The 20140-nt window shown below is 31.3% G+C and carries 15 protein-coding genes; 4 read left to right on the forward strand and 11 right to left on the reverse strand.

The genetic code is table 11. From position 1 onward, the window contains the following. Positions 1–18 precede the first annotated feature (18 nt). Positions 19–561: a bifunctional pyr operon transcriptional regulator/uracil phosphoribosyltransferase PyrR gene (gene pyrR / locus ABNT65_RS00770; protein ID WP_348705682.1), complete on the reverse strand. Its 543-nt coding sequence runs from the start codon at positions 559–561 to the stop codon at positions 19–21. Between the two features lie 146 nt (positions 562–707). Here pyrR and ABNT65_RS00775 point away from each other — a divergent pair, with 146 nt between their 5' ends. Further along, positions 708–2600 (forward strand): SulP family inorganic anion transporter, encoded by a 1893-nt coding sequence (locus ABNT65_RS00775; protein ID WP_348746885.1) that lies wholly within the window; start codon positions 708–710, stop codon positions 2598–2600. Positions 2601–2695: 95 nt separating this feature from the next. Here ABNT65_RS00775 and ABNT65_RS00780 read toward each other — a convergent pair whose 3' ends face one another. From ABNT65_RS00780 to ABNT65_RS00800, 5 genes are all read right to left on the reverse strand, one after another. Then, complete coding sequence (locus ABNT65_RS00780; protein ID WP_348746886.1) at positions 2696–3220, reverse strand: GNAT family N-acetyltransferase; 525 nt, start codon at positions 3218–3220, stop codon at positions 2696–2698. 163 nt (positions 3221–3383) lie between these two features. Next, complete coding sequence (locus ABNT65_RS00785; RefSeq protein ID WP_348746887.1) at positions 3384–4619, reverse strand: hypothetical protein; 1236 nt, start codon at positions 4617–4619, stop codon at positions 3384–3386. A gap of 627 nt (positions 4620–5246) precedes the next feature. Further along, positions 5247–6125, reverse strand: coding sequence for a hypothetical protein (locus tag ABNT65_RS00790; RefSeq protein ID WP_348746888.1), 879 nt, complete (start codon positions 6123–6125; stop codon positions 5247–5249). A 737-nt stretch (positions 6126–6862) separates the two neighbouring features. After that, complete coding sequence (locus ABNT65_RS00795) at positions 6863–7318, reverse strand: DUF6326 family protein (RefSeq protein WP_348746889.1); 456 nt, start codon at positions 7316–7318, stop codon at positions 6863–6865. Positions 7319–7531: 213 nt separating this feature from the next. After that, positions 7532–9379 carry a hypothetical protein gene (locus ABNT65_RS00800; protein ID WP_348746890.1) on the reverse strand — a complete coding sequence of 616 codons (1848 nt, stop codon included), beginning with the start codon at positions 9377–9379 and terminating at the stop codon, positions 7532–7534. Between the two features lie 1638 nt (positions 9380–11017). Here ABNT65_RS00800 and ABNT65_RS00805 point away from each other — a divergent pair. After that, positions 11018–11533 carry a hypothetical protein gene (locus ABNT65_RS00805; RefSeq protein WP_348746891.1) on the forward strand — a complete coding sequence of 172 codons (516 nt, stop codon included), beginning with the start codon at positions 11018–11020 and terminating at the stop codon, positions 11531–11533. Positions 11534–11669: 136 nt separating this feature from the next. Here the strand turns inward: ABNT65_RS00805 and ABNT65_RS00810 are convergent, their stop codons facing one another. Further along, positions 11670–12611: a LysR family transcriptional regulator gene (locus tag ABNT65_RS00810; protein ID WP_348705692.1), complete on the reverse strand. Its 942-nt coding sequence runs from the start codon at positions 12609–12611 to the stop codon at positions 11670–11672. 116 nt (positions 12612–12727) lie between these two features. Here ABNT65_RS00810 and ABNT65_RS00815 point away from each other — a divergent pair, with 116 nt between their 5' ends. Continuing rightward, entirely contained in the window at positions 12728–13198 is a 471-nt protein-coding gene (locus tag ABNT65_RS00815) for a Dps family protein (RefSeq protein ID WP_348737044.1), read from the forward strand. A 36-nt stretch (positions 13199–13234) separates the two neighbouring features. Here the strand turns inward: ABNT65_RS00815 and ABNT65_RS00820 are convergent, their stop codons facing one another. The 3 genes from ABNT65_RS00820 to ABNT65_RS00830 form a co-directional block, all read right to left on the reverse strand. Continuing rightward, complete coding sequence (locus tag ABNT65_RS00820; RefSeq protein ID WP_348746892.1) at positions 13235–14308, reverse strand: NAD(P)/FAD-dependent oxidoreductase; 1074 nt, start codon at positions 14306–14308, stop codon at positions 13235–13237. A 2-nt stretch (positions 14309–14310) separates the two neighbouring features. Next, positions 14311–16785 carry a LodA/GoxA family CTQ-dependent oxidase gene (locus tag ABNT65_RS00825; protein WP_348746893.1) on the reverse strand — a complete coding sequence of 825 codons (2475 nt, stop codon included), beginning with the start codon at positions 16783–16785 and terminating at the stop codon, positions 14311–14313. 150 nt (positions 16786–16935) lie between these two features. After that, positions 16936–17706, reverse strand: coding sequence for a sulfite exporter TauE/SafE family protein (locus ABNT65_RS00830; RefSeq protein ID WP_348705698.1), 771 nt, complete (start codon positions 17704–17706; stop codon positions 16936–16938). A 111-nt stretch (positions 17707–17817) separates the two neighbouring features. Here ABNT65_RS00830 and acs point away from each other — a divergent pair, with 111 nt between their 5' ends. Next, positions 17818–19743: an acetate--CoA ligase gene (acs, locus tag ABNT65_RS00835; RefSeq protein ID WP_348746894.1), complete on the forward strand. Its 1926-nt coding sequence runs from the start codon at positions 17818–17820 to the stop codon at positions 19741–19743. An 80-nt stretch (positions 19744–19823) separates the two neighbouring features. On the opposite strand, the gene ABNT65_RS00840 is transcribed toward acs, so the two are convergent. Continuing rightward, on the reverse strand, positions 19824–20102 hold the full coding sequence (locus ABNT65_RS00840) for a hypothetical protein (protein ID WP_348746895.1): 279 nt from the start codon (positions 20100–20102) through the stop codon (positions 19824–19826). Positions 20103–20140 lie beyond the last annotated feature (38 nt).

The following is a 20140-nucleotide window of genomic DNA, read 5'->3' on the forward strand; positions in this document are numbered from 1 at the left end:
TCATAATTCTAGCAATAATCATTGCTGTGTTTCTAGATAAATAGTGTCTTTTTTATGAGTTTCTTTCCAATGAACAACCACTCTTTCTTCGTTTATTGCATCTACTTGTCTTCCTCTATAATCTGGTTGAATAGGTAAATGACGACTAAATCTTCGGTCTATTAGTACTAATAATTCAATATTATCAGGTCTACCATAAGACTGTATTGCTGTTAAAGCAGAACGAATACTTCTACCTGAGAATAATACATCATCAATAAAAACCACCTTTTTTCCCTCAATTAAAAAATCTATTTGGGTAGAAGTAGCCTCTAAAGGTTCATCTCTTCTACGAAAATCATCTCTGTAAAAAGTAATATCAAGTAACCCTAGTTCTAGGTTGTTAATTCCGTAATCATTCTTTAATAGTTTAGCTAATCTTTGAGCTAAGTATGTTCCTCTAGGTTGAATACCTATGAGTACTGTATTAGAAAAATCGCTGTGATTTTCGATAAGCTGACAGGCTAATCGATGCAGAATGATTTCAATTTCTTTAGAAGTAAGTAGTGTTTTTCTGCTCATTGTTGCTACCAAATTTGTTTGATAGTTTCAATATTCAAAATTAATACAAAAAAATACGTTGGCAAAATTAAAGTTAATGAAACATAAAACTATATCAATAAAATTATTTTTACATTTGCCAACTTTTACAATAGTCTCGAAATATTATGATGAAATACATTAAGAGTAAGAAGATTAACATCAAAGATGATACACTTGCAGGTATTACTGTTTCCTTAGCAATGATACCTGAAGTGGTAGCATTTGCCTTTGTAGCACAAATAAGTCCTATTGTTGCATTATTTGGTGCTTTTGTAGTAGGAATAATATCGGCAATTTTTGGTGGAAGACCAGGGTTAATCTCAGGTGCAGCAGGAGCAGTAGCGGTTATTTTTGTAAATATGATTCAAGAAGGACACGCCAAAGGTCTTTTATTTGATACACCTGTTGAAAATATGGGATACTTTTATTTATTAGCTGCCGTAGTGTTAATGGGAATTATTCAAGTATTAGCAGGCGTTTTTAAATTGGGGAAATTTGTAAGATTAATTCCGCATCCAGTAATGATGGGGTTTGTAAATGGTTTGGCTATTGTTATTTTCTTAGCTCAATTAGGGATGTTTAAAGAGAATAAAAAAGATGTTTTTGGGCAGAATATGCGTGAAACTACTTCTAAAGAGTTAGTGTATACTGTTACTAATAATGAAGTAAAAGATGTTACTTCTGGTACTACATTATATACGATAAAAGATAAAACAGTTGTAAATACACAAACGAATACAGAAGCATTTGTAATTTTTGAAGGACAAGTTTTTGACCTTTCTACTAAAAAAGTAGTTTTTAATGTTGGGGATGAAGGTTTTTATGCAGTAAAAGATAGTGGTGTTGTAAAATCTGTAATGCAAGGTGAAAAGTTGTATGCTATGATTGGATTGGTATTATTGACCATGCTTATTGTTTGGGGACTTCCAAAACTAACTACAAAATTACCAGCGGCGTTAACGGCTATATTAATTGTTACCATGGTGGCAATTTTTGGAGGTATTAATGCTATTAATGTTGGAGATTTTATTAGAGACGGTGGAGGAGCTGGATTGAATGGTTTTGATGAAATCTCAAAAAAATTAAACTTGATTGAATTATGGGGAAATCTTCCTTTTAATTTAGATACCTTAAAGTTTATTGCACCATACGCTTTTTTAGCGGCCTCTGTTGGATTGATTGAAACATTAATGACGATGAATTTAGTGGATGAATTGACTGACTCAAGAGGGAATGGAAACAAAGAATGTGTGGCGCAAGGAGCAGGGAATATTGTTAGCGGAATGTTTGGTGGTACCGGAGGTTGTGGTATGATTGGACAAACCGTTATTAATATCAATGCAGGAGGTAGAGGAAGATTGTCTGGTGTAATGATGGCAGTAACACTATTGATTTTTATTTTGTTTGCAGATAAATATATTGAGCAAGTACCTATTGCTGCTTTAGTAGGGGTAATGTTTATGATGGTTATTGAAACATTTGCTTGGTCTAGTTTTAGAATTATGAAGAAAATTCCAGTTTCTGATGCTTTTGTATTGGTAATTGTATCGGCTGTAACAGTATTTTTTGATTTAGCCATTGCGGTATTTGTAGGGGTTATTATTTCTGCTTTATCATTTGCTTGGTCAAATGCTAAAAAGATTAGAGCAAGAAAACGTATGAAAGATGATGGTACAAAAGTGTATGAAATATGGGGACCTTTATTCTTTGGAAGTATTACTGCTTTTAATGAGAAGTTTGATGTAAAGAATGATCCAGATAAAATAGAAATCGATTTTATAGAGAGTCGTATTTCCGATCATTCAGCCTTGGAGGCATTGTTTGTTTTAGTGGAGAAGTACCAAGCAGCTGGTAAATCAATTAAGTTAAAACATTTAAGTGAAGATTGTAAGGTATTAATGTATAAGGCTAGTGATGTGTTTCATGAGGTAATTGTGGAAGATATTGATGATCCTCGTTATCATTTAGCAGCTAATCCAGAGGCGTTTCCAAAACCTCTGTCTGAATATAAATTCTAAAGTAAAAGGTTCAAAAAAATATTTTTTGAACCTTTTTTATGATTTAACATTGTTTTTATCAGTACTAATCTAAGTAAAAACAAGAGTTGTTTGCATTATTTTATGGTGTTACTATTAAATTTATAAAGCAATAATTCTTCATTATCATTAGGAAGTGTGGTTGTGCCAACTACTTTTAATCCTAATTTTTCTAAAAGACGTTGAGAAGCAATATTTTCTTTTGATGTTATTCCTTGAATTTCTTCAATTTTAAACTCTTCTATAGCGGCTTTCATTAATTTAGAGGCAGCTTCATAAGCATATCCTAAGCCTTCATATTCAGGTAAAAGACCAAAACCGATATCTATTCCATCTAAACCATCACGATCATACAATCCACATGAGCCAACTTTTGTACCGTCGGATTTTGTTATTAAGGAGTAATTTGAATATCCATGTGTATTAAGTTGAGGAAGCATCTTATCTGTAATATACTTTTTAGCATCTTCAACTGAGTTAAGGTTTCTACCTCCAACATATTTGATAAATTTTGGCGTATTCATCAATTTATAGATTAACTCGGCATCTTGTTCTGAAGTAGGTCTTATCAACAATCTTTCTGATTCAAATTCTTTGTGCATTTAGTGTTGTTTTTTAACTTGAATGAATGTAAATATAGTTAAAAAGAAAGATTCGGTTTAATTTAGTATGCTTATGTTATAAAAGGTATTATTGATATATAAAATGGAAAGTATTTAGATGTTGTTACTACTTTTTTTTCAACTATTTATTTTCATTTCAAGATTAACTTTGTAATAGGTTCTCAAAGAATTTACTACTCTCTTTATTGGTTAGTTTTTCAAGCTCTTGTAAAAAATCTTCAGTTGTTTTTAGTCGCTTTTCTACACAAATAGATAAGAGTTGCTGCATTAGTTTAGTGCCAATTTTAGTTTCTAATTCAATTAAATGTATTGAGCCTTTATGGTAAATAGACATATAGGAACCTGTTGCAAAAAGATGAGCATTAACTACGGGGATTGCATTTTTAGATAACTCTCTATTCTTGGTTAATAATGCTTCGTATTTTTCGATATTAAATTTTTTGAGAACTTGGTACATACTATAGTTGGCAAATGATTCATTCATCCACGGCTCTTTAATAAAGTTTGCTTTATTCCACCAATAATGGGCAATTTCATGAGATAAACTTTCGTAATCATTATAATCAGTTCCAGTTACAATCATGTTGTTACGATTAAACATAAAACCTAATTCTTTTCGACTCGTATTTCTGATTACTACTTTAAAAGAAGTTATGGGATCCGACATTCCAAAATATCCATTAAGTAAGTCGATACTGTTTTTAACTTTTGCACCAATTGAATGAAAGGTTGAATCTGGAATTTTTGTATGTCCTAAAAGAGTAATGTTTTTAATTTGTTTCCATTCCTTCATATCCTTTCCAGCTAAGATAAGTACCTCGTATGAAGGTTTGTTCTTTTTTATGGTTATGGTGTGCTGCTTTTGGGTTATAAAAGCATCAGTATGTGTAATTAAATGATAAGATTTTGGGAAATTAGAAATGCTTACCTTATAAGTAAACTTATTATTAAGCGCTTCAAGATTAGGGAACCATAATTTATCAAGACTTAATTCAATCCAATTGGACTTCATATGATTCTGTTTACTTAAATTAATCTTGTATCTGAATTCTACAGTTAATTTTTCAGAGGCATCTCGATTTTTATCAAACTCTAAAAGATAAAAAGGAAGAGGCTCTCCTTTTTTTTGAGTGATTTTATAAGATGTCAAGTCTTTTGATAGTATAGTATCTAGTTCAAATTCTGGATTTAAAATAAAGTAAGCTGAATCATTATTTAATTTAGAAGTTCTTTGATATTTTGCCTTAATAAAGACTGTTGAATCTTTAAAATGCATATCCATGGATAAATGATCAGGCTTTTGAGCCCATAATTTTGAACTGCTTATTATTATAAGGAATACAGTAAGTGAAAATAAATTAGTAAAAGTTTGATTCATAATATTTATACTTCGGTTTATGCCTAGCTATTTAGGATCTCTTTAAGTTTTAAAAACTAGTAAATGCTGAGGTAATGTTTTTTAGGTTCTATTATGACGATTCAAAGTTGTTTATGTTACTAAGTTTAGTACCAGATTAACAATCGTTATTTGATGTACATTCAAAATGTTGAATTATACTTTCTATAGAGTTAGAGTCCGATAATTCGCAATTTAATTTAAAATCGAACCCTAAATTTTCCTGTAATCCACTCTGATATCTATAAGTATTACTTTGTTGACTTTTGATAATAAAGGACCTCCAAAGGATTATAAAGAAATTGCAAAACGAAAAATAAAAAGAATAAATATGGTTTTTAAAACAGGCACAAAAGTGCCTTGGATTTGTAGTCTTTGTTTTTAAGTGGCTTAAAATAAAGGATATAAAAAACTAGTTTGTAGTTACATAAAACTCATGAAAATTCATGAGTAAATCTGAAAAATTGACACAAAATAACTAAAAATAAAATAGCTAAAAAAGTCGTTTTACTCCTTACTATATTCCGGATCAGTCAACAAGGCATATAGCGTTAGCCTATCGGCACGCCATACGCTTAGTTATTATGTGCTGGCTATTTATACAATTTCTCAATTCAAACCAATAGATTTTATAAATTCAAATGGTATGTCTATTGTTGTAAAATTATCTAATTCTCCATTAGGCTTTGTTCTTACGTCATAAGCAATAAAAGGAATTCCATTATCATCTTTAAGGTGTTCTATCATTTTCTTTAATTCCACAGTTTTTTCAATCAACGGTTTTTCAAATAAGTCTTTCACACATTTTCCAATTTCCTTAATATTGTGTGTCATTTCATAGAGTTCCGTTGATAAATCTATTTCTGATGCTTTATTTTCAAAGTCTTTTTTTACTATACTCCAGCTGTCATACTTTTTTACCAATTCAGATGACTCGAAATATGCACTCAACGTTCTTTTCATTAAATTAACTTCTCTGTTATCTTCTGTAGTAAATCCAATGTTTGTAAGTGGCAAACCAATATGTTGAGCATAGTTTCTTAATTTATAAAAGAAACGATAAGCAAAACTATTATCATAAAAAAAAGAAGTTACATTTTTGAACTGATTTAGTTCCTCCGAATTTTTTCCAAATTTCCTGTTTAGTTTGGTTTCTGAATGGTCTAAAAAAGTTTTTACTGAAGTTAAATAGTTTAGCAAAAGTCTATTTGTTGTATAATACACTTTTTCAACATCAGCTTTTCTTACACTATTCCAAGATTTTGAATTTCTTAATAATTCAGTTGAAGATTGTCTTAAGAAGTTAATGATTTGACTATCATTTTCAATAACAAATTGTTGAAGTTTACCTATGCTGTTAAATTCCTCAATTTCTTTAATTATTATGTCAATCTTTTCAAATTCCTCAACATTTATTTCATCCAAGAACTCAATTCGGATTTCTTCAGTAGGAAAATTGTCATATATTTTTGCTAATCTGATTTCCAATTTTAGTTCTGTTTTTTTGCTTGCACATAATGGTCTTGTGTATGGTTAGTTGCGTGTTTAAGCAACTAATTTAGTAAACAATCACGAGCCAGAGAAAATTCCGAAGGAATTTTCCAAGTAGGCACTTACCAAAGCAATTAATTATAAACGGTATTTGCAACTGTTATTTTATTCTCATAAATGTTATTTCGGTCGTTTCTAACATCTTTTTATCCTTAGCTAGACGAGAATCAATTTTTACCTTCTTTCGTTCAATCGGTTTTATTTTCATCATTAAACTTCCATTTTGAAAGATGGAAATAATTAATGTTTATACCAAATCTATTCTTTCAAGGTTAATTAGTAAATAATGAATGAGTGAATGAACCATTTTAGATTAGGGAATGAGTTTTTCGATAATTGTTGCTAACAATTGGGTATATTTCTCTTATGTCACTTATAAATCTAACGGATTTTTGATTAGTAAAAATTATGTACTGCTACTTGATTATAAATGTCATCAGTTGTTTTGTAGGAATTGTGTCCTAATAGAACTTAAATGTATCGTACATCTATTCTTTCTTCTAATAAATGGTATTACGTCTCAAAAGGACGGCGTCGCTGTCCTCGATTCTCCAGCCCAGATTACGAAACCTATAGAAACAAACGTAAGCAGAACGCAGGCTTAGCCAACTAGACATTCATATTTGGTCTTACAAGTCATACGACCTAGTTGTTACTTGCTTGCTGTTTTAACTTTATAGTCCCTCTTCTTTTGGCCACTTTAAAGATGTTCTAATAATTATAATAAATATAACTATCTCTACTAGCTGATAAAGGTCGTAAAAGGCTGACCAGGGAAGACTACCATCAAATAAATCTGAAATAAGAATGAGAAACGACATAGAAGACCATACTATAGCGACTACAATGTTTAACCATTTATTAATAATTGGTCTCAAAACAAGTGATAAAAAAATCATTAAAGAAGGAACAATTAAAATTAATGCAAAAATCACCAATATAAATGGGGTGATTTTAAAAATACCTAAATCTTGACTCATATATGCCTCTATTTTTCCTGGCATCATCAATGTGAAATAATCTGTATAGATATAAAGAAATATCATTACTGTCCATAAAGAAGCCAATTTAAGTTTGATATTAATCTTATAATCTACTAGTTTGGTTGAGTTTTTGTTGCTCTTTTTCATATTTGAACTTTTGAGTTAATAAGCATGAGTAATTTTTTTAAATTCTCTTTTGTATTAGTATAGACGCAAAAAATTAAAGATTGGTTGCCTTGAGCTTGTTTTAATTGTCACGTCATAAAATATGACTACAGGATTTCGTTCAGATATTGTTGCCAACGTTCTGGCTATGCGCAGTGTCCCGAAGGGCATTGTGTATAGGTTTTGTTAGCGATTTTATATTTTTTCAAATAGTAAGAATCTTTTATTTTCAAGCACATAATTCACATCTTCACCAATCATCTTTTCTCGTATCATATCTATAACTTCAACATCTGTTAGTGGAATAATCAATTTGCCATCCTCTAATAATTTTCTTTGCAATTTAGATGCAGAATCATCCACTCCTTTTCTAGTAAAAAGCAGGATGAAGTTGCCTGATTTTATATTGAGATATTTTGTTGGAAGATACATCTCATTTTGATCTAAAGGCTCCCCATAATTTTTGAAATCTATGACTATGATATTCGAATTAAAGTCACTCTTTATTTGAGACCAAAATGAAGTGGCATCAGTAAAATTATTATTAACGATTAAATCGCGTCTGAATATGCCGTCATGCTCGTAAGATTGAGTTTTATGTGTAAGTTTTCTGAATGAATTACTAAATAAAAATTCAAATATTTCCGTACAAATCAGTTCATAATCCCTCCAACCTTCTAGTCCTAATTTACAATCTTCTAATTTTTTAATTAATATATCACCTTGCTTGACGCTGTCAGTATTCTGAATAGTTAAATCCTTTAGTTTTGACTTGATGTACCAATGAATGAGGATACCATTCTCATTGTTAAAATGTTCGAATGCTAATCCATGCAGCGATTTTAGTTTAATGTTTTCCTTCTCAAGTTGCTTAGAGATTGAATGAAAGACCCTATAAGCAGAAACAAAAATCAAATTTTCTACTTCTTTATTTTTAATTAGTTCTTTCAGTTTATTTATATTTTTCAATTCTTGAGTTAGAACTTGGAAATGGAAAATTTCATCTTCCCTTACTGCTGCATAATCAAATCCTTTCTTATCAATTTCCTTAAATGGATTAAAGTTATAACCTGCCGTCTTTAACAGAAAAATAATGAATCTATTTAGTTCTTCTTTGCTTGCATTTCGAATAAATATATCAAGTAATTCGTGATGTATATCTCGGATACTTAAGAAACGATCATATCTATTTCCAAAGTCTTCATCTAGTCTGACATAAGTTTCCAGACCACCAACAATCGGGGTGTCCAGCTCTTCTATATTTTCAAATTCAGAACCATAAAAATCTACGTCATAAGGATAAACAACAACTTGAGAGTTATAATTTGTATTGGGATAAATATATATTCTCATAGTGCCTCCACTATCTCTAAAACGAGAAAAATATATTCTAATTTGATTGTTGTAATACTTAAACTCAGAAATTAATGATGGATAGTTTTCGAAAATATAAGCTTTGTACTCCTTGATTTTAGTTTCAAAGTAGTTCTTTACTATGTCTATATATTCGCCTTCAAGCTTCTTTAATGTTGATTTATTTCGGATTGGTTGTTTGTCAGATGTCAGTTCATTTTTGTACGATTTGAATCCATCGGCTTCTGTTACCTGTTTAAATGAAGGGAATCGACTTGAATGCAACTGAAATGTTTGACTGTCAATTAAATTAGAATGTACTTCTTCGTGAATTTTACAATAATCATCAAATCCGAGATTAACTAAATTGATTTCAACTGATTTAAGGTAATTTGGCTCATCTGGATTAAAATAATTTCTTTGAATTGATGTGTTTAAAAGACGAGTATATAACTCGATAATGAGATTGTTTTTTTCTGAGATAATATTCTCTTCACTTTTGGATAAAAGGGTAGAGTAAAATTCTTCTGATAGATTTATTTTTAGGAGATGATAGCGATTAATTTTATCGAGTAGGTCATACATTCGCTTTTTTATATCAAAATACTGAAGTACCCCTTCTTGTCCAGCTTCAATAAGCTCTGCAAAAATGTCAAGAAGTTCTTCGTAATATTTTCGAGTAACTGTCATTGTTTACTATTATCGCTAAAGTAGGTGTAAACACAATGGTGTTTATTCCCATTACATCTACAAATCTACTAGATTTTAATTAATTAAAAACCATAAAATAGTTTAATAACAATCCAAAATCATAAGTAGTTTATTAAAAGCGTTTTAGGTTTAGTTTGTTTTAGTAGCAAGTCAATAAAAACAGCTATGATAAACGAATATTATTCGAATAATATTCGTTTAGAAAAAACTATTTAAAAAACTAAAAGCTTGTTGCACTAGAGTATAGCGGTTTTATATGTTTTACAAAGTCAATACCGACTGCATGGCGATTCTGTATGGTCAACAGAAGTCAATACCGATTGCATGACGGTTCTGTATGGTCAACAGAAGTCAATACCGATTGCATGACGGTTCTGTATGGTTAACAAAAACCAATACCAGCTGCATGGCGATTATGTATGTCAACAGAAGTCAATACCGACTGCATGGCGATTCTGTATGGTCAACAGAAGTCAATACCGATTGCATGACGGTTCTGTATGGTCAACAGAAGTCAATACCGATTGCATGACGGTTCTGTATGGTTAACAAAAGCCAATACCAGCTGCATGATGGTTCTGTATGGTTAACAAAAGTCAATACAAGCTGCATGGCGGTTCTGTAAGGTTAACAGAAGTCAATACCGACTGCATGGCGGCTCTGTAAGGTCAACAGAAGTCAATACCGATTGCATGGCGGTTCTGTAAGGTTAACAAAAGTCAATACCGATTGCATGGTAGTTCTGTAAGGTTACAATCCGTTGCTGCACTATGTATGGTGATTCTGTAGGGTTACAATTTCATCTAGCAGCTTGCATAAGGGGTTTGTATGTTTATAATTTGGTGTTGCCCTATGCAGGAAGCTTTTGTAAGCTTACATTTTGATGCAGCGCAGCGGATAACAATCCTGTTAATTCAATTATCAATTTAGGTTTGTTAAAAAAACAAAATTTTCTAATTGAATATTTTCATGTTTTAGGGTTTAGTTGAACATGGAAATAAATGTAGATTTTTGTGTCCATATTTTACATTTTACCGTTTTCTAGAGTTTTAAAAAAAAAATCGAATTTCTTAGAGTAATCTTTGTGAAAAAAACTAAGTGTTTGGTTATCTATTTGCAATACTAAACAAGGAATAAATGACTACTGTTTTTTACCGTAAAAACATTTTTGTTTTTTTACAATTACTGTTAAAAAATAACCTTTAATCCCCTTTTATTTAAGGAATGTTTAACAATTTTAACAGGTTTAAGATACTTGGGATTTAGTTCTTTTGTGCCCGCCAAAAAATACACCTAAACACGGGTTGATTTGGTGAAAGAATTCAAAAATTAAAATGGTTAAAAAAGCGCATAAACCTAGGTTGAAAAATCATTTTGATGCTAAATATTCAAAAACAATAAAAGTCATAATTGGGTTGACTGCCCGAGTATCGGATAACTGAAAAACGATATTAAAAAAGAAAGTAAGATGAAAGATTAATCCCCCAAAGAATTAATCAATTTTAATAAATAGTATTCAATATAAATACCCCCGATAAAAGCGATTTTTTAAATAAACAAGCTTTCCTAAATACTAGATTGTTTAGGAGTTTTAAAACCAAAAATATTATTAAAATAATGAAATCAATATTTAAAATAACATGTGCAACAGTATTATCATTAATCTCATTTTCTTGTAATAATGATAATGAATTAGAAACATTAAGTAATCTTCAAAAAGAAGAAAAGAAGGTTAATCAGCATAAAATAGGAGTTATTGATCCTATAGTAGAAACACTAGTATTAAATTTAGAAAGTACTGAAGCAATAACTATTAAGCAAGCTCCTTTTGAAATAGTAATTTATGCATATGATGATATGTTAGCTGACGCAGCTGCTGTAGAAGTATATAGAGGAACTAATTTTGCAACTGCTTTACCATTATCTGTAAATATACCAAAGGAAGATATTCAGTTACACAAAGTAGCGAACTTTAGAAAAGTTGGGTATTATGTACACATTGCTTGGGATAATAACCAAAATAAAGTTATTGGTGATGCTGGAGATATTGGAATTGACTGGAATAAAGCTTTTCCTACTATTGATTTAGATGCTCCTTTTACACAAACTTTATATGTAAAAAGTATCCAATAATTTGAGTTTATTATAAAATTTTTTTTATTACAAAACATCCCTTCATTCTATTATAAAATGAAGGGATGTTTATTTTAATTGCAAGGGCGATAGTCAAGGGTTTAATTTCCCAATGCCTTACATTAGTATAGTTCATTTAATTTTTTTGTAACGGACTAATAATTTCTACGTCACTAAAAGCAATTGCGCCTCTGACTACACCATCAATAGTGCTTTTTAAAGCTTCTATCAATTGCATTTTTAATTGAGATTTATGATAAATTAAACTCACTTCACGAGCAGGTGGAGGCGTTTCAAATTCACGTAAATGCCTTTTATCATCTTCATTTAAATCCAAAGTATTTAAATATGGAAGTAAAGTCATACCTAAACCATCTTTTGAAAGTTTTATAAGTGTATCAAAACTACCACTTTCTAATTGGAAATGATTGTTTTTACTTTTTTTGTTGGTTCTACATAAGTTAATAACACTATCTTTAAAACAGTGTCCGTCTTCTAACAGTAATAAATCATCGACATCTAATTCCTCTACAGTTATTTTGTTATTCTCAAAAAGCTTATGTGCTTCAGGAATTAACCCAACAAAAGGTTCGTAATATAACACACGCTCTTTAATTGCTTCATTTTCTAAAGGCGTAGCAGCTATAGCCGCATCAATATGTCCGTCCATTAGCTTACGTACAATTTCTTCGGTAGTAAGCTCTTCAATAATTAGTTGAACCTTAGGGTAGTTTCTGTTAAATGTTTTTAAGAACATAGGTAATAAAGTAGGCATAATGGTTGGAATAATTCCTAACTTAAATTCACCACCTACATACCCTTTTTGTTGGTGTACAATATCAACAATTCGGTTACTTTCGTCAACAATAACCTTAGCTTGTTCTACGATTCGTTTCCCAACTTCGGTTAATTCAATAGGTTTTTTAGAACGATTAAAGATTTTAGCATCTAACTCTTCCTCTAGCTTTTGTATTTGCATGCTTAATGTTGGCTGCGTAACAAAACAATGCTCAGCGGCAATTGTAAAGTTTTTATACTCAGCAACTGCCAGCGTATATTTTAATTGTGTTATGGTCATTACAATAATATTTTTTGATAAAGATATTAAAACAATCAATATCATTTATAGTTTTACTGCTTAAAATTGCAATAATTTTGACATCAGAATAACAAGAGACACAAAATCAAATTCATATGGAAACTACAATTTTAGGGTTAGATATAGAAAAAACAGAAAGGTTAAAAAAAGAACTAAATGTATTGCTTGCAAACTTTCAAGTATATTATCAAAATGTAAGAGGTTTACATTGGAATATTAAAGGAAAGAATTTTTTTGAGTTACATACCAAGTTTGAAGAATTTTACACAGATGCTCAAGAAAAAGTAGACATGATAGCGGAAAGAATTTTGACGTTACAAGGAACGCCTTTACATACCTTTAATGACTATGTAAGTGAAGCTAAAGTTCCCGTAGGAAAGAATATTACAGAAGATGTTGAAGCGGTAACCTTAATAGTAAGTTCATTATCTGAGTTATTAAAAATAGAACGCGTGATTTTAGAGTTAGCTGATGAAGCAGCTGATGAAGGAACCAATTCTATGATGAGTGATTTTATAGCGGAACAAGAAAAAACATTGTGGATGATGAATGCCTGGTTAGGGTAACATTATTCATTTTTTTAAGGGGATGAAGGGGTAGTACTAATGTACTGCCTTTTCTGTTTTTAGGGTAGTATATAATTCTTCCTTTATTCTGTAATATTCTTTAAAAATAGTAGAAAGTATGTGTTCATAAGTAGTAAAAGCCTTATTGTTTTTTTTAGAAAGAAAATCATCAATAGCGATACTCGCTTTGTGTGTACAAAATAGTGCGTTTGAAATACCATGAGAAGAAATAGGGTCAAAAGCCATAGCAGCATCTCCAATGGCTAGCCATTTAGAACCTGTTATTTTTTTTGCGATGGAAGAATTCGCTAATCTGCCTACCACTTTGTAGTTTATGGTAGTATTAGGTAAATGTTTTTTTAATACTTGTGTTTCAGTGAGTACATCCTTCCAGTTGTTGTAATGTTTAAGTTTTTTGTACATGCTATTACTTTTGGAGGTGTAGATGGTGAGTATTCTAGTTGTTTCATTTAAGTCAGAAACCGTACCCCATCCATCATTAAAAGTCTCGGTAAAAAAGCCATACTTTAATGTAGCATTTGTTTTAGGAACGTAACAAATAAAGGCAATAGTGTCATCTAAAGTTTGAGTTGGAATTTTTAAAGTATTTAATACCGCTCTATTTCTACCAGTACCATCAATAATAAGTTTGCTTGAAATAGTTTGGATATTATTATCAAGTTGGATTTTACTAACAACACCTTGCTCAGTTATTTGAAGTTCTTTTAAGGTTTGATAGTTGATAACTTTACTATTAAGTTGCTTTTCTAGCGTATTGATTAATTGTTTTTTATTAAGTTTTAATCCGTGTTTAAAAGGATTGTGTTTAAAAAAAGTTTCCTCATGTATTTGGTTACTGTTCCATATAGATTGATAACCATAAGTTTTAGTAGCACAACTTTCAAATACAGAAAGTAATTGTAGTTGATCTAATAAAGCTAGTGTAGAAGGCGGAATTGTTTCTGCTAGAATTATTTTTGAAGTATTCGTTTCTTTATCTAGAAAAGCAACGTTAATTCCTTTTTTTTCTAACAAATAGCTTAAAACAAGTCCTGAGACTCCTTTGCCAACAATAAGAACATCGGTATGTAAATGAGTCTCAGGATTCATGTTTAGTGGAATGAAATGTAAAGGTTATACGCTTCTTTTTTACCACCATGTAAATCTTTATACACTACTTTTATAGTCACAAAAGAGTTTAAGAATGAATTGAAGTTAGTGGTAACATTTTGAGGTGGTTTTGGGTAATTCCCAGTTCCGCCACCGCTAAAGTCAAACGAAGCTACTTTTTGTCCATTTACATATACTTCTAGTTCATCATCTACATTAATATCGCCTGTTCCGTCTGGTTTAGAAGATAAGGTAATTTGTTTTCCTTCTGGAATCCATACCATGTCTCTTTCATTACTATAGTAAATACTTGGAGGCGTTAGAGTAACATCTGTTTTTGGAAAAGATTTTCCTAAAAATACACTCATTTTATCCCTAACATTTTTACTTTCTGCTGCTACATAAACTAGTTCAGGTATTCCATTGGTTTGTGCCTCTCTAGCAGCTACCACACCAACATCTTTCCATTTATATACCATATTAATTAACCCGTTCATATAGCCACCTTCCGCATGATAGCCAACAAATCCTGTATCCGTAGTCATCAACCAAGGTGTTCTATTAGCATAAATATATTGTTTAGTTTCTGGCGTAACGGTTTCATTACGCATAGCAACTAAGCTCTCTTCTGTTAAAACATCTACAGGTAAATTAGCAGCCCACCAAGCTGGTATTGGATATTGACTGTCTAAAAATACTTTTTGACAACTTCCTGCATCTGACTGCCAAGGTATTCCCATCCATTTTGTTAAATCACCTGGGGTTATTTGCCATAGCCATATACTATCAGCGTCACCTGCTAAGGAAGCAGCAATATTGTCTGAAGTCATTTCAAAACCAAAGTCTTTGTAAAAAACGGCTTCTTGTTGTTCGGGTGTTGCTACGGCAATTCTAATTTCACGTAAACCAAAGAAAGAGGCATTATCTGTCACTTTAGAAAAAGCTACCGCATTTTGAGAATACATCTGTTTGTGACGCATTGGCCAAGTAAGCTCTACGCCTGGATGAAAACCTCCGCCATATAAAGTTTCTAACACGGCTCTGGTCATTAACAAAGCACTTTTAGCACCGTCTTTTGAAGCTTCAATATATTGCGCTTGATAATAAAGTCCTATTTGATCCATAGTAGTATAAGAACCACTAAGAGGTGTAAAGTTACCGTCTCTCCACTTTTTTAACTCTTCATATAAAATAGGAGGAATGGCAAACCATTGTGCAGGGCTTCCAGGGTAGTTAATTCCATCACCTGGATAAAACGGATATTTTAATTCTTCAGTACCACTACCAAGATTGGTTAAATCGGTTTTGTTTTTACTTGGTATTATTGGTTCGTTATTGTAATTGTATAGCGGATCTCTAAATGAATTAAAAATAGTTTCTCTTAAAAGTCTTGCATTTTTAGCAGCTTCCTGATCCGCTGGTAAAGAGTATAAATAACTAAACTCTTCTGGAGTTAGTTGGTCTATAGTTTCTCTAAAAGAAGGCGATAGGAAATCACTTAAATTCACCCATTGCATTCTATATAACCTATAAAGAATAGGGAAAATTAAACTAAAATCGGTATCGTAACTTTTATTATCAATACCACAAATTAAATCATACATGGTAGCTAATGGTTGAATTTGTGGTGCATAATCTGGTGGTGCAGTAGCTATCCAAGCAGCTTCATTTTCTGTGTCAAGATTATAAGTAGTACCATCTATAGTCACTACAGCAGTTACTTTTCCGTCACAAATATCATCATACCAGTTAGAGTTGTCTGCAAAGTCGGTATTCAAATCTGAAGGATTTAAAGCGGCAGAGATTCCATCTCCTGGATAAAAAATTAAGTTACCATTATCATATTCAACAGTACCTAGATTAACATTTCTTGAATTGGTATTCATAGCCGCAGCTATGTTACTATTTTGAGAGCCTTTTAAAGGAAAAGGAAATTGACCTCCAATTTCTTTTTTAGTTTGGTTAGGTTCATCAGAAACCGTTACTGCACTTGGGCTGTTTACTAGTTCTTGTCTAAAATTAACATCAGATTTCTGTATTAATTTTTCATCTAAAACGTTTGGATTTCTTCTGGAAGCTCCTATGCCTGGGGCAATGCTATTTGGATTGGCAAAATTTGGACTTAAATTTGGTGTGCTATCTTTTATAGACAAATCTAAACTATTATTGAAGTCATACCAAAAAGGTTTTTTGTTAGCAACTTCCACTGTCCATGTAATACTTACTTTAGTATCAGGATGTGTTTTTTTGTACTCTTCAATAGAAAATTTTTGTGTAGGATTTCCTTGGTCGTCACATTCATAAATGTAGAAGCGTTGTGCTTGCTTTTTTAAAGCACCATCTGCAGTGTGGTAAACCTCTGTAGTGTCATAAAGATTTTTCCAAGGTACTTCAGGTGTAAAAACAACATCTTCTTTAGTAGCAGGGCCATTTCCAAGTCTTGCAATTCCTATTGAGGGATAAATACGTAGTTTCATGGTTAGAAAATTTAAAAGTTATATATAGTGTAGTTTTATATGTTACTATAAAGTTACTTGTAAATTCAAATGAAAAGAGTAGAAGAGTCTTTACTGTGTATTATTCAAGTATAAGTGTAGTTATGTACAGGTTTAAAAATGGGAGGAATACTATTTTAAAAGTATTTTTATACTAACAAAAGCAATAAGGATAGCTGTAGCTTTTTTAAGCTGAATAGGAGTGAGAAGCTTATTACTTAGTCGGTTTCCAATTTGTCCTCCTATAAAAACGGTAATTAATAAGATAGAAGTAAATTGCCAGTTAATAGAAAATTTTGGATTGATATATTGACCAATTAAACCACTAATTGAATTCAAAAGAATAAAAAAACTAGCGGTTGCCGCTATTCTTTTAGGCGTGTCCCAATTTGTTAAGTGTAATAAAGGAGCTAAAAAAATGCCTCCGCCTATACCCACCATTCCTGAAATAAAACCAATAAAACCGCCATAAGTTATGTTTTTGGTTAAAGATAAGTTGTTGTTGCCTGTTTTAAGTGTGTTTATGGTTTTAGAATACCACATAGTAATAGCAGCTAATAGTAAGGTGATTCCTAAAAGAATAAAAAATATGTGCTGACTTATTTGTAAGTAGCCTCCTAAAAAAGCCATGGGAATACTAAAAAGAACTAAAGGCGTTACTTTTTTCCAGTTGTATAATTTTCTTTTCCAAAATAATACAACATTACTTGATACTACTACAATGTTACAAAGTAAACTAGTACTTCTTATTTCAGTAAAAGCTAAACCAGTAATAGCCAATACAGCAAGATAACTAGAGCCACCTCCAAAACCAACAGAGGAGTATAGTATAGCAATGGTAAAAAATAATAAAATTACATACCAATTTTCTAGGGCAGTTTCAATAAGAAAAGATAGCTCCATATAAACCAAATATAAATATTAATCAGTAATCTTATGTTGTTAGTAGAAAAAATATGAAACCAAGGAAAAAAAATAGTAGATTAGATTCGGGAAACATAAAATTTTGTGTAAATGAGCAACTATCATATAAAACATTTAGAAGAATATTATCAAGTTTATAGAAAATCAGTACGAAACCCAGAGATGTTTTGGGAAGAAATAGCAGAAGAACATTTTGTATGGAGAAAGCGCTGGAATAATGTATTAAGTTATGATTTTTCAAAACCAGAAGTAAAGTGGTTTGAAGGTGCTAAATTAAATATTACTGAAAACTGTATTGATAGACATTTACAGGTAAGAGGTGATAAAACGGCTATTTTATTTGAACCGAATGATCCAAAGGATGCAGCAATTCATATTAGTTATAAAGAACTACATAAACGAGTTTGTAAGTTTGCAAATGTTTTAAAGGAAAACGGAATTAAAAAAGGTGATAGGGTTTGTATCTATTTACCAATGATTCCAGAGTTGGCCATTTCGGTTTTAGCATGTGCTAGAATTGGGGCAGTACATTCTGTAGTATTTGCTGGGTTTTCTTCAACAGCATTGGCAACAAGAGTCAATGATTGTGAGGCTAAAATGGTAATAACCTCAGACGGTTCTTTTAGAGGGGCAAAAATAATAGACTTAAAAGGAATTGTAGATGAAGCCTTAGAAAGTTGTAATACAGTAGATACTGTTTTAGTAGCTAAGAGAATTGCTACAGACATTTCAATGAAAGAAGGTAGAGATAAATGGCTACAACCTTTATTAGACAAAGCTTCTGATGTTTGTGAACCTGAAATAATGGACGCAGAAGATCCTTTGTTTATTCTTTATACTTCTGGATCTACAGGAAGCCCTAAAGGAATGTTACATACCACGGCTGGTTATATGGTATATACCGCTTATACGTTTAAAAACGTATTTAATTATAGAGAAGATGATGTGTATTGGTGTACGGCGGATATTGGTTGGATTACTGGACATAGTTATATTGTATATGGTCCATTAGCCAATGGAGCAACTACAGTTATGTTTGAGGGAGTACCAAGTTATCCAGATTATGGACGCTTTTGGGAAGTGGTTGAAAAGCATAAAGTAACTCAATTTTATACAGCACCAACAGCCATTAGAGCATTGGCAAAAGAAAATTTAGACTATGTTGATTCTTACAATCTTTCTACATTAAAAGTTTTAGGAACGGTAGGAGAGCCTATTAATGAAGAAGCATGGCATTGGTATAATGATAATGTAGGTAAGAAAAAAAGCCCAATTGTAGATACATGGTGGCAAACTGAAACAGGAGGGATTATGATTTCTCCGTTGCCTTATGCTACACCAACAAAGCCAACTTATGCAACCTTACCTTTACCTGGAATCCAGTTAGCATTAATGGATGAGACAGGTAATGAAATAAACGGAAATCAAGTTGATGGAAGACTGTGTGTAAAATTTCCTTGGCCTTCTATGGCTAGGACTATTTGGGGAAATCATCAACGTTATAAGGATACATATTTCTCAGCTTTTGAAAATAAGTACTTCACAGGAGATGGTGCTTTAAGAGACGAAGTTGGGTATTATAGAATTACTGGTAGAGTAGATGATGTAATAATTGTTTCTGGACATAACTTAGGAACAGCACCTATTGAAGATGCGATAAATGAGCATCCAGCTGTTGCTGAGAGTGCTATTGTTGGTTTTCCGCATGATATTAAAGGAAATGCTTTGTACGGTTATGTAATTTTAAAAGAAACGGGAGAAGGTAGAGATCATGATAATCTTCGAAAAGAGATAAATCAAATTATAACAGAACATATTGGCCCTATAGCTAAGCTGAATAAAATTCAGTTTACAGTAGGTCTTCCTAAAACTAGATCAGGAAAAATTATGCGCCGAATTTTACGAAAAATAGCGCATAATGAACTAGATAGTTTGGGGGATGTTTCTACATTGTTAAACCCAGAAGTTGTACAGAGTATAATTGATAACAGGTTGGTACTGGATCCAACTACGTAAATAATAGTAAATATGGAAAAATGGTGTAAGGGTGTTTTAGAATTAAAAACAATACTATTACCATTCGGTTACATATGTTTTCAGACGATGTTTTTTTGAATTAACTCATCATAAATATCTTTCGCACCAAAACCTTTGATACTAATATCTTTATTAGTGTTAGAGGTTTTTTCAAATATATTAATTATAGAGTTTACGGAATAAGCATCCATTTTTGAAACATTATTAATATCTAATATTATAGTATGATACTTTTTTAAAAGTGAAGTAATCCCTTTTTTTACTTTTTTAAAGTTTTGAGCTTGAATTACGCCACTTAAAATAAATTGATTGTTGATAGAGGATACTTGAAAGTCCATAATAATAGGTTATAAATTATTAATCCTAAAGTTATGTT

Source organism: Tenacibaculum sp. 190524A02b (genome assembly GCF_964036645.1).
GTDB lineage: Bacteria > Bacteroidota > Bacteroidia > Flavobacteriales > Flavobacteriaceae > Polaribacter > Polaribacter vairaonense.